This window comes from Vibrio ishigakensis (assembly GCF_024347675.1).
GTDB classification, from domain to species: Bacteria; Pseudomonadota; Gammaproteobacteria; order Enterobacterales; family Vibrionaceae; genus Vibrio; species Vibrio ishigakensis.
On record NZ_AP024882.1, the window covers coordinates 1,039,857 to 1,053,963 of the forward strand.

Here is a 14,107-nt window from a genome sequence, read left to right on the forward strand (position 1 = left end):
ACAAGATGTATAGAAAGATTTTTACTAAGCTGAGAAGTATATTTTGTGATGAAGTACTTGTTATTGGAGATTCTCATGTTGAAGTGTTTAGACACCAAAAAATACAGTCTAAATACTTAAATAAATATTTTAATGTTTGTTCAGTAGGGGGGGCGACAGTTTCTGGTTTGATAAATCCAAATTCAAAAACGCAAGCTTTGCCTATTTTTAAAGATGCAATATCTAACTCAAAAGCTAAAACTATCATTGTGAACCTAGGTGAAGTTGACACTGGCTTTGTGATTTGGTATCGGGCTGAGAAAAATAAGGTTGATATTGATTTTACATTAGAGCAAGCCGTTGATAATTATATTTCTTTTTTGGATTACTTAGTTAGTACAAAGAATAACGTTATTTGTATAAGTGCGCCATTACCAACTATAACTGATAATCAAGAATGGGGTGATGTAGCTAATTTAAGACGAAGTGTCAAAACTACACAAAAAGACCGTACAGAGTTGACTTTAAAGTTTAATGAAAAAATAGCTTACTATTGTGAATCAAAAAAGATAGCCTACTTGAGTTTGGATAGTTTGTCGCTAGGAATTGATGGGACAGTAAAAAGTAAACTATTGAATCCGGATCCAACTGATCACCACTATAACCAAGACGTATATGCTGAAATGCTCATTGATAGCATTACAAATTATCTATAGCGCTGCTTAAGTTATGATTTTTTGAGTCGTAGACCCAACTTTGAGGTTAACATTACTAAATATCTATGTATAAAAAATATACCTAGGCATGCCAGTTAAGCTAAATAAAAATGTTAAAAGAAAAAATAGACCAATACAAGAAATGTCACCCTAACCTTCAGAGAATGCATGTTAGGATAACTAAGATTCACATGATAATTAAGACACTATTTTCCAAATTGACTCAAAGTAGTAACGAAGAAATTCTATTTATCGTTGGTAGTGGAAGATCAGGAAATACGATTCTTAGAAAGTTACTGATGGAAAATTTTCCTATTTATATTCCGCCAGAAACATATGTTTTGAACGAGGTTATAAGCGCTGACTCTTGCATAAACGGGTTTGGTTGGAATAGAAAAGTTGATTTCCTTCTAAGCATACTGCAATTCAATGAGGAATTTAAGACCTTTGAGTTGGCAAATTTAAATGAATTTGCTATCTCTGCAAAAAGTTGGCCTGAACAAAAACAAACCGTAGGCGAACTTTATTACCAGTTATATCGTTGGATTGGCATAAAGCATGGTTTTGAATTCCGTTATGTTGGTGACAAAACGCCAATCAACACTATGTGTTTAGGGCTAATAAAAAGTGTTTGGCCTAACGCAAAGTATATATATATCGAAAGAGACCCATTTGATGTATGTAATTCCTACGTAAAGGCGGGAATATACAACAGTCCTAGTGTAGCAGCTAAACGGTGGTCAATGAGCAAACTTGCCTGGAATCGTCATAAAGCGAGATTAGATAACAATATGTTTATTGAGTTAAGATACGAGTCTCTAGTTTCGAATCCAAAAAAATTTCTAAACAAAGTGCATGAACAATTTGGCTATGAGTTTAGAGATGAGACCATTCAATTGAATAAAGGTCTGGGAGACGTTGGTTGGCATAAACACCACAGCAACGTAAATAAACCAATTACAACGAACTCAATAGGTAAAGGTAAAAAAGAATTAAATTCCGCACAGATTAAGATAATTAAAAGTGAAATAGATAGAGTGTTGTAAACCAGTATTGTGCATCTCGGAAGAATTATGAAGAACAAATTGATATCAATAATAGCTCTTCTCAAAAAACTTAGCTATTTAATAAATAATTGGGAAAAACTGGTTAAGCTTAATATAGGAATGAGCCAATTAAATCAAACCGCAATGAGCAGTACCGAACAAATAATAGATGATAGAATAGGTAGTACGGAATTGGTTGTTAGTTTGACCACTTATTCTAAACGTATACATGATGTTCATCTAGTTATCGAGTCAATAGCAAAACAGACAAAAAAACCAAATAGAATAATATTGTGGCTAGATAAAAATGAATTCAATATTGAGACTATTCCATTAATTCTTAAGAAACAGAAAGATAGAGGTCTCGAAATACGGTTTTGTGAAAATTACCGTTCTTACAAAAAACTTATTCCAACTATGAAATTGTTCCCTAACGCAAATATCATTACTATAGATGATGATATACTCTATCCTCACGATACGATAGAAATGTTGCTTAGAGAGCATGTTAAATATCCGAAAAGTGTTGTAGGTCATCGTGCACATTCAATTAAATTTGATGAAAACGGAAAACCTCTACCTTATGGAAAATGGGATCTGAGTGTAAAAGTGGATACAGAGCCAAGTTTTACAACATTTCTGACTTCTGGCGCAGGCACATTATTCCCGGCAGGTTGCTTCTCTAGTGAAGTTCTTGAACATGAAGTTTTTCTTAATATTTGTCCTAATGCAGATGATATTTGGTTCCATGCAATGTTAATTGTAAATGGAACTAAATCAAAAAAAGTAAATGATACTAGAAATTACTGGGATAGATATATTTCTATTGTTCATTCACAAGATATAGCTTTGGCAATAGATAATGTAGAGGATAGTGGGAATGACAGGCAATTAGAGGCTGTCTACTCTAAATATAAAGTATTAGAGAAAATAAAGGAAGAGAATTAACTATCGTGAGTACTGTCAATCTGAATTGTATTTCCGTTGTTGTCCCATACTACAATGATTCGCAACGAATTAAGAAGTGCTTGGAAAGCATTTTGAAACAGACACTATTACCAAAAGAAATTGTTTTAATAGATGACTTTTCTAGCGATAGTGCTGATTTAAAATGTATACTGTCAACGATTGACTTTGGAGAAGTTAAACTTAATTACTACCGTAATGAAGTGAACCGAAATGGAGCTTATAGCCGGAATTTTGGTATCTCTAAATGTCAGAATAAATATATTGCGCTTTTGGATGCTGATGATTATTGGCTAAATAACCATCTTGAGAAATCCATGTACTATCTAGAAGATAGTGGTGGAGACTTTTTATATTCAGACTTTTACATTGAATCTGTCTGCGGGAATTTAAACAAAGTATCAAGTAGAAAAATAGATCAGAAAAATGCGACTGCTGTCGATCTTATTCTCGACTGCCCCCCACAAACAAATAGTTTCTTTTTTACAAAGGAAGTTGTTCGTAGTGTAAAGTTTGATGAATCTTTGAGAAGGCATCAAGACTATCAGTTTTTGTATGATCTAATTCTATCCGATTTAAAAGTTGTTTATGGCGGTTTTGCTACGTCGATATACACAGAATCACATAGACCAGCGAATAAAAGACTCGACTTTGACTCGATGTTGTCTTTTTGGAATAGTCGATATAGGACATTTACAAACTCCAAATTTGATAGTTACGCGTTGTATCTAATACAGTTAGTTTTGAAATTTAACCCGGATAGACTAAATGAACTGATAGAAAATAATCCATGCCTGAATAGTTATAGTGAAGATAAGATTATTAAATTGAGCAAATCATTTTCTAAAATTAACCTATATAAGATTGCTTTTGTAATTATATATATATCTAGAAAACTATCCTATCTCCCTAAACGACAAGATAACATTCAGAATCATTCTTAGAAAATATATAACAACTAAAGTAATTAAATGTCGTATTATTTAATTTTTGGAATAATGGCTTCTTTATCTCTCGTGCAGTTGAGGGGTACTGCAAACGAACGTTTAGTAACAACTATATATTGTCTTTTAGTCGTACTGATTTTTAGTTCGTTGCGAGGAGTTTTGGGTAACGACCACTATAGTTATTACTATGCATTTATCTATCAACTTGATTTATTCGAGTTTGGATATAACTATCTAAATGAGCTGTCATTCTTTATTTTTGGGCAACACTTTAATGGTCTATTGTTCGTAGTTGCCGGTATCAGTTTATTTTTCTATTTTTTTAGTGCATACAAGTTTACTATATATCCAATCATCGCTTTTATAATCATATTTTGTGATTTGTATCAATATTTTAACCATAGCGGATTACGACAAGGAATCGCCTTATCTGTCGTATTACTGGCGTTTTATACAGCTACGAAAGGCAAGTATTTAGCATTTCTGTCTTTGGTTTTTGTTGCAGCGTCGTTTCACAAAGTTGCGTTATGTGTAATTCCGGCTTATTTTATATTGTCTCCATCTTTTACAAGAAGAGCGATACCTTATTTAGGTTTGGTTATTTTATTGGCTATTTTTCATCTCTTCAGTCATATATTTGTAAATTATTTGTCTGAGTCGAATATAAGGGGCGGGAATTTATATTTTTCTGAACACTACAATGTCTCTAATATTCAAAACTATATTATAGGGACTATAAAACGCCTGATTCCTATAATGATAATAATGTGGTTTATTAAAGTTCGTCATGCAAGTGCAGCCTTTATAAGTATTTTCGACATTTACATGATTGGCTTTATTTTATATTTGGGCTTGTATTACTTTTATCCTGATATAGGTGTAAGGTTAAGTTCTTATTATTTTATAATTGAGGGGGTTTTGATGGCTCGTTTAATTGAAGAGATACACAATGAACGACAGAAAATTTACGGTTCATTAATTATATTGGCTTGGGCTATTATAAGATTATTAACATATACAAACAATCCCTTATATAATTACTCGTTATCAACTGACCTTTTCTAGATAATTACAGTTTAGGTAGTGTTGTAAACCCCTTGAACGAAATTAAATTTATTTATTACCCTGCAGGTTGGTTAGTTAATGAAAATAACTCTAGTTACTCTTGATATAACTCTAAAAGGAGGGATAGAAAGAGTAGTATCTATTTTGGCATCCTATTTTTATCAACAAGAAATTCACGTTAAAATAGTATCCGTATTTAAAAGTAATAAAAATATTAGCTATAGCTTACCAGATAACATTGAAGTTGAGTATTTGTGCGATTCAGAATATAAAAACGAAACTTTATCTTCTAGGCTTAAAAATTATCTAGTTTTAATTATGTTAATATTAAAGCTAAAAATTAGAAATGACGAAATCGTGATTTCTACTTTAACGAATATAAGCTGTATATTAGGATTTAGAAAAATTTTTGATAGAAAAATTAAGTTTATTGCAGCTGAACACTCCCAATACTACGCACACGGAAAGTTAGTGCGGTTCTTAAGGAAAGTCCTATTTAATAGTTGCGAATACGTGGTTTTACTAACAAAGCAAGATAAGGAAATTTATAATTCTTTTCTTAACAAAAGCAAAGTATACTTGATAAGGAACCCTGTAAGCTATATACCTATTTTTTCTTCATCTCTAAACTACAAGAGGTTAGTCTCGATCGGTCGATTAGAACCTGTCAAAGGATATCAAGATCTTATTCCTGCACTTAGTCAATTCTTTAAAGTGCACAATGATTGGAAATTAGATATTTATGGTGAAGGTTCTCTTAGAGGTAGGCTTGAGAAAATAATTATCGAGAATGATCTCGAAAACCATGTGTTTCTGAGAGGTTTTCATAATGATTTGCAAGCAGAGATCATGAACGCTTCTATATATCTCTGTTACTCCGAAACTGAAGCATTTCCAATGTCTTTTCTTGAAGCATTTTCTGTAGGTTTACCCATCATCTCTAACGACTGCCCATTTGGGCCAGGTGAAATAATTGATAATCGAATTAATGGCTTTCTAGTAAAAGATAAATATGAGTTTACAAAACAGCTGTATTCTTTGGTTGAAGACGAGCATGTTTATTCAAATATGAGTCGAGCTGCACTTTCAAAATGTGACAGTTATAGCATTAATGAGATAGGACCAATCTGGATTGAATTAATAGGCAATTGTCAAAGGAAACGTTAATAATGAATTCAAGGGTAAATAAGGAACTTGATATAAATATAAGTGCAATTATACCCCTATACAATGGTTCAAGAACCATTGTTAGAGCTCTAAGATCAATTGAAAATCAAACTTTCCGATTTAAAGAAGTTGTAATAGTTAACGATGGCAGCTCAGATGATTCGGTTGAGAAGGTCGAAGAATTTAAAAAGACCTCAACCTTAAATATTCGTATTCTTAGCCAAGAAAACTCAGGTGTTTCTTGTGCAAGGAATCTTGGAATATTGAATGCGACGTCTGATTATGTTGCATTTTTAGACTGTGACGATGAATGGCTACCAAACAAAACTCGTAATCAACTGGATATTATTGAAGGTAGCGATTTTGATTTAATTGGTGGTTATCACTTCCCTCTAAGGCAACAATACTCCAAACCATTCAGGCTAGTTTCGGTGGGGCAACAGTTATTCAAGAATTACTTTCAGACTTCTACGATTATTGTTAGGCGAGACACAATACTTAAATTCGGGGGGTTTTATGAAATGCAAACACATGCCGAAGAAGGAAGATTCTATTTTGAGTTGTTGAAATTTAACGATCTCGTGCTTATCAATGAACAAGTTGTTATCTATGATGGTGGTGAAAAAACAGGTTTCGGTGATTCTGGATTATCTAGGAATATTGATAAAATGCACGCTGGCGAGATTAGCAACATAAAATTTGCTAGAGTTAATAATAATGTTCCTACGTTAATATATCTAGCATCACTATTATTCGCCAAAATTAAATACTATAGAAGGAAGTTGATTTTTGTTTTCAAAGATTAAATTGATTAAGCTTTTATGGATGCTAAGAGCTCTTCTTATGAAAGTTCGCTTTGGAAAGTTCGGATATTTTAGTTATTTGGGTAAACCTATGTTTATTTCCGGGCACAGAAATCTATATTTTGACTCTCATGTTAGGATATTTCCGAACTGCAGAATTGAGTCATTAGGTGGTAGAGTCTTAGTAGGTTCTAATACGTCAATAGGTCATAATCTGCACATGATCTCTAGTAATTGCATATATATTTCTGAGAATACTACTTTATCCGCGAATGTTTTTATCTCAGATACAGATCATTCATACTCAATAATTGGTCAGCACATTATGGAGCAACCTCACGAAATCAAAGAAGTTAGCATAGGCAGGAATTCATTTATTGGCTATGGAGCAGTTATTTTACCTGGCACGATTCTGGGTGAGCAGTGTGTAGTTGGTGCTAACTCTGTGGTTAGAGGTAAGTTCCCAAGTTTTGCGGTCATTGCGGGTAACCCTGCAAAAATTATTAAACGATACGATCAAGAGAAAGATAAGTGGATTAAGGTTTAGCAAAGTAATGGTTATTTCTTCTAGCAATAAGAAAAACAAAAGAATGATGTTGCTTGCCCCAAATTTTTTCGGTTACGAAAAAAATATTCAGAATGAGATTGAAGATTTGGGTATAACAGTTTCATATTTTGATGAGCGTCCGTCTAATTCTACAGTGACGAAAGGATTGATAAGACTTGGCCTTTCATTTGCAATTAATAACAAGATCGATGCATATTATAGAAAAATATTATTAGATAACTTTGATTATTTATTGATTATTAATCCAGAAGCTGTCCCATTTTGGTTTATTAAAGAATTCAAGAGGGTAAATCCTCGATCGCAAGTGATTATATATACATGGGATTCCTTTGGAAATAAATCTAAAAATGCAAAATATATTAATTTGGTTGATAGATTTTATTCCTTCGATAATCATGATTCATCAATAGACAGCCGTATTATATTCTTGCCGCTTTTTTATGCTAGTGATTTTGGTGAAGTAGGTAAAAAAGTCACTAATGATTATAAGTATAATGCTTGCTTTGTCGGTACTCTTCATAGCAGTAGGTATAATTATGTCAACGCAGTAGAATCAGAATTAAAGAAGCACTCAGGTAAGATAAATTTATTTAAGTTTTTCTATTTCCAAAGTAAAGTTGTCTTATATTTGAAATATTTGTTTTCTAACGAGTTTTCTGACGTTCCTGTTAAGGATGTTTCGTTTTCAAAATTGAGTAGAAACGAAGTAGTGAGTGTTATCTCTGATTCTCGTATAGTGATCGATCTTGAGCATAAAAAGCAAAAAGGACTAACGATGCGTACTATTGAAGCATTAGGTGCTAAACGGAAGTTAATAACAACTAATAAAGAAATTATACATTATGACTTCTATTCTGAAGATAACATTCTCGTTGTTGACCGTAATGACGTAAACATCCCGCATAGATTTTTATTGGGAAATTTTAAAGAAATATCTGATGATATTTATACCAAATATTCAATCAGCAGTTGGGTAAAGAAAGTACTAGAATTATAAATTGGAGAAGCAGATTTGAAAATATTAATTACTGGCGGTGCAGGATTTATTGGGTCTAGGTTAGTAGAGTCTCTATTTGAAAAAGGCCACGATTTACGTGTTATAGACAATTTATCTCCTCAGATACATGGTGATGACCCCTTTAACTCAGATTTATTTGCTAAAATTCAGGGAAAATGTGATTTTCATCACCAAGATATAGCTAAGATTAGTGATTGGGAACGGTTTCTTGCTGATGTCGATGTCCTTGTGCACCTAGCAGCCGAAACTGGAACAGGCCAGTCTATGTATGAGATAGGTAAATACAATTTAGTTAATTGTCAAGCGACAGCAAACATTGCAGATTTTATTGTAAACAATAAAACCAAACTTAAAAATGTTATTGTTAGTTCTTCGCGCGCAGTTTACGGAGAGGGTAAATACAAATGTCTTGAGCATGGTATTCATTATCCCGGTGCTCGTCGCGTTTCGGATATGGAACGTGCAATATTCGAACCTCTATGTCCGGTATGTGATTCGGAATTACAAATGATACCTACAACTGAGGAGTCTCCAGTATCGCCAGCATCAATTTATGGTTTATCCAAATACAACCAAGAGCAAACGCTTTTAATTGCTTGCTCGAGTATAGGTATTAATACTATTTCTTTGAGATATCAAAACGTGTATGGTCCCGGGCAGTCTCTTTCTAATCCATATACAGGGATATTATCCATATTTTCTAACCGTATATTGGATGGCAAGGATATTAACATATTCGAGGATGGATTAGAATCTCGTGATTTTGTTTATATAGAAGATGTTGTTCAAGCTACAGAATCCGCTATCTATAACTCAAATGGGTATACAGGTATAATAAATGTGGGAACCGGAGTCAAAACGTCTGTGTTGGATGTTTTATCTCACTTACAGTCAAATTATGAGAAGGAATCAGATTTTACTATATCTGGTGACTTCCGAGTTGGGGATATTCGACATAACGTAGCCGATATTACGTTGCTCAAAGAAAAATTAAACTTTATCCCCAAGGTTAGTTTCTCTGAAGGTATTGAAAAATTCTGTAAGTGGGTATCGGCTCAAAATAGGGGCGTAGATAACTACGAAGATAGTCTTTCTGAGATGAAAGATAAAGGCCTTCTAAAGTAAACAAAGTTCTTATTTATTTGGGTTTTAAAATATGAAAATTCTGATCACAGGTGGTGCTGGGTTTATCGGCTCTGCGGTTATACGTCACGTTATTTCAAATACTCAAGAGACTATTGTTAATGTCGATAAATTAACTTACGCAGGTAACCTCGAATCACTTTCTGAAATCGAATTAAACGAACGTTATACGTTTGAAAAAGTTGATATTTGTGATCGTGCAGAGTTAGATCGAATTTTCTCTGAGCATCAACCGGATGCTGTGATGCACTTGGCTGCCGAGTCTCATGTAGACCGCTCCATAGACGGTCCTTCTGCATTTATTGAGACTAATATCGTCGGCACTTATGTACTTCTTGAAGCGACAAGAGCATATTGGAACAAACTGGGTGAAGACAAGAAAAAAGCGTTCCGTTTCCACCACATTTCTACGGATGAGGTATATGGGGATTTAGAAGGTACGGACGACCTATTTAACGAAACCACTTCTTATGAGCCATCAAGCCCGTATTCAGCTTCTAAAGCATCCAGTGACCATCTTGTCCGGGCTTGGCTTCGCACCTACGGTTTACCTACGATTGTGACCAACTGCTCCAACAACTATGGCCCCTATCACTTCCCAGAGAAGCTTATCCCATTGATGATTCTTAACGCTATCTCAGGTAAGGCACTGCCGGTCTACGGCGATGGCATGCAAATTCGTGATTGGCTGTACGTAGAAGACCACGCGCGCGCACTTTACAAAGTCGTGAGTGAAGGCGAGGTCGGCGAGACCTACAATATTGGCGGACATAATGAAAAAGCCAATATCGAGGTAGTACAAACCATCTGTTCATTGCTCGAAGAACTGGTACCAAACAAGCCGAAAGGTGTTGAGTCTTATAACGATTTGATTACTTATGTCACTGACCGCCCAGGCCATGATGTTCGTTACGCTATCGACGCGTCGAAAATTGAGCGAGAACTGGGTTGGACGCCAGAAGAAACGTTCGAGTCTGGCATCCGCAAGACTGTAGAGTGGTATCTAAATAATAAAGAGTGGTGGAGTCGCGTACTTGATGGCTCTTACGCAGGCGAGCGTTTAGGAGTGAAACAATAATGAAAGGGATTGTTTTAGCGGGCGGTTCCGGTACACGTCTGTATCCAATTACTCGTGGTGTGTCGAAACAGTTGTTGCCACTCTACGATAAACCAATGGTGTATTACCCGATTTCTACACTCATGTTGGCTGGCATTCGTGACATTCTGATTATCACCACACCAGAAGATAGCGACAGTTTCAAACGCCTACTTGGTGATGGCTCGGATTACGGTATTAACCTTGAATATGCAGTGCAGCCGAACCCAGATGGTCTCGCGCAAGCGTTCCTAATTGGCGAAGAGTTCATCGGTGATGATAACTGTTGTCTGGTACTGGGTGACAACATCTTCTATGGTCAACATTTTAGTGATGCATTAAAGCGAGCGGCGAGCAAAGAGCAAGGTGCGACTGTATTTGGGTATCAAGTAAAAGACCCTGAACGGTTTGGTGTCGTTGAGTTTGATGACAACATGCGTGCAGTGTCCATTGAAGAAAAACCTGAAGTGCCAAAATCTAACTACGCAGTCACTGGGTTGTATTTCTATGATAACCGTGTGAACGAGATGGCAAAGCAGGTGAAGCCATCTGAGCGTGGTGAGCTTGAGATTACCACTCTCAATGAAATGTACTTGAACGATGGTTCTCTAAACGTAGAGTTGCTGGGTCGCGGATTTGCTTGGTTGGATACGGGTACTCACGAGTCTTTGCATGAAGCCTCTTCCTTTGTTCAGACTATCGAGAACGTACAAGGCTTAAAAGTGGCCTGTTTAGAAGAAATTGCGTTCAATAACGGTTGGCTATCTAAAGAACAGTTAACTTCGCTTGCACAGCCTATGATGAAAAATGAGTACGGTCAGTATTTAATGAGAATTGTTGAGGATGCAGAGTAATGCGTATTTTAGTGACCGGGTGCAATGGCCAAGTGGGTCATTGCCTAGTGGAGCAACTCAAGGATAAAGTTGAGCTGCTTGCTATTGACCGTGCAGAACTGGACATTACTGACTGCGATGCAGTGTTTCAAACAGTCATGGAGTTTAAGCCTGACTTCATTATCAATGCTGCTGCACATACTGCAGTGGACAAGGCTGAGGAAGAAATTGACCTTTCTTATGCAATTAATCGCGATGGACCGCTTTATTTGGCTGAAGCCGCTAAGTTAGTTGATGCGACAATTCTGCATATTTCCACGGATTACGTTTTTCCAGGCAACAAAGATGGCGAGTATGTTGAAGATGATGAAACGGGCCCACTGGGTATCTATGGAAAAAGTAAACTAGCCGGCGAGATTGCTTTGGCCGAGGCAAATGATAAACACATCATTTTGAGAACCGCTTGGGTCTTCGGAGAGCATGGTAATAACTTTGTGAAAACCATGCTGAGACTGGGTAAAGACAGAGATTCCCTGAATATAGTGGGTGATCAATTTGGCGGGCCAACGCATGCCGGTGATATTGCAAGTGCACTAGTTGAAATGACCGAGCACTTGTACAAAGAGGCGAGTCCGTCCACATACGGCGTTTACCATTTCTCCGGCTATCCACATGTGAGTTGGTTTGAGTTTGCACAGGCAATATTCTCTAAAGCAGAGAAGGCGTCACTTTTAACTGCGCCGGCGTTAAGCTCAATTACTACGGATATGTATCCTACTCCCGCATCACGCCCGGAAAACTCAAAAATGAATTGTGTCAAAATCAAGCAAGTGTTCGGCATTGAGCCGAGTGATTGGCAGGCGGCACTTACAAATATTAAAGCTTATACAGGTTAAACCATGAATGTAATTGATACTGACATCCCTGATGTGAAAATTATTGAACCATCGGTGTTTGGTGATGAGCGTGGTTTCTTTATGGAAACTTGGCAACAAAAGAAATTTGAAGAGCTTGTAACTGGCAAACCGACCCAATTTGTTCAGGACAATCACTCTAAATCAAAACAAGGTATCTTACGAGGTTTGCACTATCAAACTGAAAATATGCAAGGCAAACTAGTACGAGTGGTGTCAGGTGAAGTGTTTGATGTCGCTGTTGATGTTCGTAAAGACTCACCAACATTTGGTCAATGGGTAGGAGTGTACCTATCGGCTGAAAATAAAAGGCAACTTTGGATACCAGAGGGTTTTGCACATGGCTTTTATGTAACCTCTGAAGAGGCAGAGTTTGTTTATAAATGTACTGATTTTTATAACCCTACGTCTGAAATTTGTATTATTTGGGATGACACTCATCTGAGTATTGATTGGCCTTTAGGAGATAAAAAACCATTACTTTCACCTAAGGATTCTGGTGGTGTTAATTTTATGGAAATAAATAATCTAATTTAAATTAGATAATGCGTTTCCATGTCAAGACTTTTGAAACATAATTGATGGGTAATACGCCCCCCTTACGTGAAATATTGATAGATTTGATTTTCTACTTTTGTTTCTCTTTAAATTATTATTTTCATGAGGCAAGTTGGTTTTTCAATTCTGCTTCTAGATAAGCCTAATATAAAAAATCTCATGGAGGTCGCGCTTCATGAGCCTATGGTCTTCGTTACCATTGTGATTTTTCACAGTACCAATGATTATCGAGTTAGTTTGATATGCGGGGTAATAGAAGCTCCAAGATATAGCGAAAGTGGGCGTTCCGATGTGCCTGCTTTATGGGTTGATAGTCGTTACCACTATCCCTCTTTTCATTGGTTTGTAATAAAGGATTTGATTCGAAAAATGAACATTTCTCCAGAGCGTATGACTCACCTAAAACAGTTAGAAGCTGAGTCAATTCATATCATGCGCGAAGTGGCGGCTGAGTTTGACAACCCAGTGATGCTGTATTCGGTGGGTAAAGACTCTTCAGTGATGCTACACCTTGCACAAAAGGCGTTTGCGCCAGGTATCCCGCCGTTTCCATTGATGCACGTAGACACCACGTGGAAATTCAAAGAAATGATTGAATTTCGTGACTACATGGCAGAAAAGCTGGGCATGAAGTTGATTGTTCACCAAAACCCAGAGGGTTTGGAGATGAACATCAGCCCGTTTGTACATGGCAGTTCTCTGCACACTGACGTTATGAAAACTCAGGGTCTGAAACAAGCGCTAGACAAACATGGCTTTGACGCGGCGTTTGGCGGTGCACGCCGTGACGAAGAGAAGTCACGTGCGAAAGAGCGCGTATACTCGTTTCGTGATGAGCACCACCGTTGGGACCCTAAAAACCAACGTCCTGAGCTGTGGAACATCTACAACGGTAAAGTGAACAAAGGTGAGAGCATTCGTGTATTCCCTCTGTCTAACTGGACTGAGTTGGATATCTGGCAATACATCTACCTAGAGAACATCGAAATCCCAGGTCTGTACCTAGCGGCGAAACGCCCAGTGGTTGAGCGTGACGGAATGCTTATCATGAAAGACGATGACCGCATGGAACTCAAAGACGGTGAAGTGGTAGAAGAGAAGATGGTGCGTTTCCGTACGCTGGGTTGCTACCCACTGACCGGTGCGGTGGAATCTGAAGCAACCACGCTTCCTGAAATCATTCAAGAGATGCTACTGACCACGACCTCTGAGCGTCAAGGCCGCGCCATTGACCACGACAGTGCTGGCTCAATGGAGAAGAAGAAACGCGAAGGTTACTTCTAATTCA

General features: G+C 36.7%; 15 protein-coding genes. All 15 read left to right on the forward strand.

Annotation, left to right across the window (positions count from 1 at the left end; genetic code table 11):
- Nucleotides 1-5 precede the first annotated feature (5 nt).
- The 15 genes from Pcarn_RS18550 (at nucleotide 6) to cysD (ending at nucleotide 14,103) form a co-directional block, all read left to right on the forward strand.
- Nucleotides 6-695, forward strand: coding sequence for an SGNH/GDSL hydrolase family protein (locus Pcarn_RS18550; protein WP_261835806.1), 690 nt, complete (start codon nucleotides 6-8; stop codon nucleotides 693-695).
- Between the two features lie 110 nt (nucleotides 696-805).
- Nucleotides 806-1,741, forward strand: a complete 936-nt coding sequence (locus Pcarn_RS18555) for a sulfotransferase family protein (RefSeq protein WP_261835807.1) — start codon at nucleotides 806-808, stop codon at nucleotides 1,739-1,741.
- A gap of 27 nt (nucleotides 1,742-1,768) precedes the next feature.
- Nucleotides 1,769-2,689, forward strand: a complete 921-nt coding sequence (locus Pcarn_RS18560) for a glycosyl transferase (RefSeq protein WP_261835808.1) — start codon at nucleotides 1,769-1,771, stop codon at nucleotides 2,687-2,689.
- Between the two features lie 5 nt (nucleotides 2,690-2,694).
- A complete protein-coding gene (locus Pcarn_RS18565; RefSeq protein ID WP_261835809.1) occupies nucleotides 2,695-3,651 on the forward strand; it encodes a glycosyltransferase family 2 protein in 957 nt (318 codons plus the stop codon).
- Nucleotides 3,652-3,678: 27 nt separating this feature from the next.
- Nucleotides 3,679-4,719, forward strand: a complete 1,041-nt coding sequence (locus tag Pcarn_RS18570; RefSeq protein WP_261835810.1) for an EpsG family protein — start codon at nucleotides 3,679-3,681, stop codon at nucleotides 4,717-4,719.
- A 78-nt stretch (nucleotides 4,720-4,797) separates the two neighbouring features.
- Nucleotides 4,798-5,886, forward strand: a complete 1,089-nt coding sequence (locus Pcarn_RS18575) for a glycosyltransferase (protein WP_261835811.1) — start codon at nucleotides 4,798-4,800, stop codon at nucleotides 5,884-5,886.
- Between the two features lie 2 nt (nucleotides 5,887-5,888).
- Nucleotides 5,889-6,692: a glycosyltransferase family 2 protein gene (locus Pcarn_RS18580; RefSeq protein WP_261835812.1), complete on the forward strand. Its 804-nt coding sequence runs from the start codon at nucleotides 5,889-5,891 to the stop codon at nucleotides 6,690-6,692.
- Nucleotides 6,693-6,729: 37 nt separating this feature from the next.
- The gene (locus Pcarn_RS18585; protein WP_261835813.1) at nucleotides 6,730-7,236 is read left to right on the forward strand and encodes an acyltransferase; all 507 of its coding nucleotides are present in this window, start codon (nucleotides 6,730-6,732) and stop codon (nucleotides 7,234-7,236) included.
- Between the two features lie 7 nt (nucleotides 7,237-7,243).
- A complete protein-coding gene (locus Pcarn_RS18590; protein ID WP_261835814.1) occupies nucleotides 7,244-8,254 on the forward strand; it encodes a lipopolysaccharide biosynthesis protein in 1,011 nt (336 codons plus the stop codon).
- A 15-nt stretch (nucleotides 8,255-8,269) separates the two neighbouring features.
- Complete coding sequence (locus Pcarn_RS18595; protein WP_261835815.1) at nucleotides 8,270-9,400, forward strand: NAD-dependent epimerase/dehydratase family protein; 1,131 nt, start codon at nucleotides 8,270-8,272, stop codon at nucleotides 9,398-9,400.
- 31 nt (nucleotides 9,401-9,431) lie between these two features.
- Nucleotides 9,432-10,496: a dTDP-glucose 4,6-dehydratase gene (rfbB, locus tag Pcarn_RS18600; RefSeq protein WP_261835816.1), complete on the forward strand. Its 1,065-nt coding sequence runs from the start codon at nucleotides 9,432-9,434 to the stop codon at nucleotides 10,494-10,496.
- Nucleotides 10,496-11,368 carry a glucose-1-phosphate thymidylyltransferase RfbA gene (gene rfbA / locus Pcarn_RS18605; protein ID WP_261835817.1) on the forward strand — a complete coding sequence of 291 codons (873 nt, stop codon included), beginning with the start codon at nucleotides 10,496-10,498 and terminating at the stop codon, nucleotides 11,366-11,368. Before rfbB ends, rfbA begins: the two co-directional genes overlap by 1 nt.
- On the forward strand, nucleotides 11,368-12,243 hold the full coding sequence (gene rfbD / locus Pcarn_RS18610; protein ID WP_261835818.1) for a dTDP-4-dehydrorhamnose reductase: 876 nt from the start codon (nucleotides 11,368-11,370) through the stop codon (nucleotides 12,241-12,243). The genes rfbA and rfbD overlap by 1 nt, the downstream gene beginning before the upstream one ends.
- Before the next feature lie 3 nt (nucleotides 12,244-12,246).
- The gene (gene rfbC, locus Pcarn_RS18615) at nucleotides 12,247-12,798 is read left to right on the forward strand and encodes a dTDP-4-dehydrorhamnose 3,5-epimerase (protein WP_261835819.1); all 552 of its coding nucleotides are present in this window, start codon (nucleotides 12,247-12,249) and stop codon (nucleotides 12,796-12,798) included.
- A gap of 390 nt (nucleotides 12,799-13,188) precedes the next feature.
- Nucleotides 13,189-14,103: a sulfate adenylyltransferase subunit CysD gene (gene cysD / locus Pcarn_RS18620; RefSeq protein ID WP_390904495.1), complete on the forward strand. Its 915-nt coding sequence runs from the start codon at nucleotides 13,189-13,191 to the stop codon at nucleotides 14,101-14,103.
- The last annotated feature ends 4 nt before the right edge of the window (nucleotides 14,104-14,107 follow it).

Coding starts and splice junctions, on each gene's coding strand:
- Pcarn_RS18550 (WP_261835806.1), top strand. CDS start 6: ATGTATAGAAAGATTTTTACTAAGCTGAGAAGTATATTTTGTGATGAA.
- Pcarn_RS18555 (WP_261835807.1), top strand. CDS start 806: ATGTTAAAAGAAAAAATAGACCAATACAAGAAATGTCACCCTAACCTT.
- Pcarn_RS18560 (WP_261835808.1), top strand. CDS start 1,769: ATGAAGAACAAATTGATATCAATAATAGCTCTTCTCAAAAAACTTAGC.
- Pcarn_RS18570 (WP_261835810.1), top strand. CDS start 3,679: ATGTCGTATTATTTAATTTTTGGAATAATGGCTTCTTTATCTCTCGTG.
- Pcarn_RS18575 (WP_261835811.1), top strand. CDS start 4,798: ATGAAAATAACTCTAGTTACTCTTGATATAACTCTAAAAGGAGGGATA.
- Pcarn_RS18580 (WP_261835812.1), top strand. CDS start 5,889: ATGAATTCAAGGGTAAATAAGGAACTTGATATAAATATAAGTGCAATT.
- Pcarn_RS18585 (WP_261835813.1), top strand. CDS start 6,730: ATGAAAGTTCGCTTTGGAAAGTTCGGATATTTTAGTTATTTGGGTAAA.
- Pcarn_RS18590 (WP_261835814.1), top strand. CDS start 7,244: ATGGTTATTTCTTCTAGCAATAAGAAAAACAAAAGAATGATGTTGCTT.
- rfbB (WP_261835816.1), top strand. CDS start 9,432: ATGAAAATTCTGATCACAGGTGGTGCTGGGTTTATCGGCTCTGCGGTT.
- rfbA (WP_261835817.1), top strand. CDS start 10,496: ATGAAAGGGATTGTTTTAGCGGGCGGTTCCGGTACACGTCTGTATCCA.
- rfbD (WP_261835818.1), top strand. CDS start 11,368: ATGCGTATTTTAGTGACCGGGTGCAATGGCCAAGTGGGTCATTGCCTA.
- rfbC (WP_261835819.1), top strand. CDS start 12,247: ATGAATGTAATTGATACTGACATCCCTGATGTGAAAATTATTGAACCA.
- cysD (WP_390904495.1), top strand. CDS start 13,189: ATGAACATTTCTCCAGAGCGTATGACTCACCTAAAACAGTTAGAAGCT.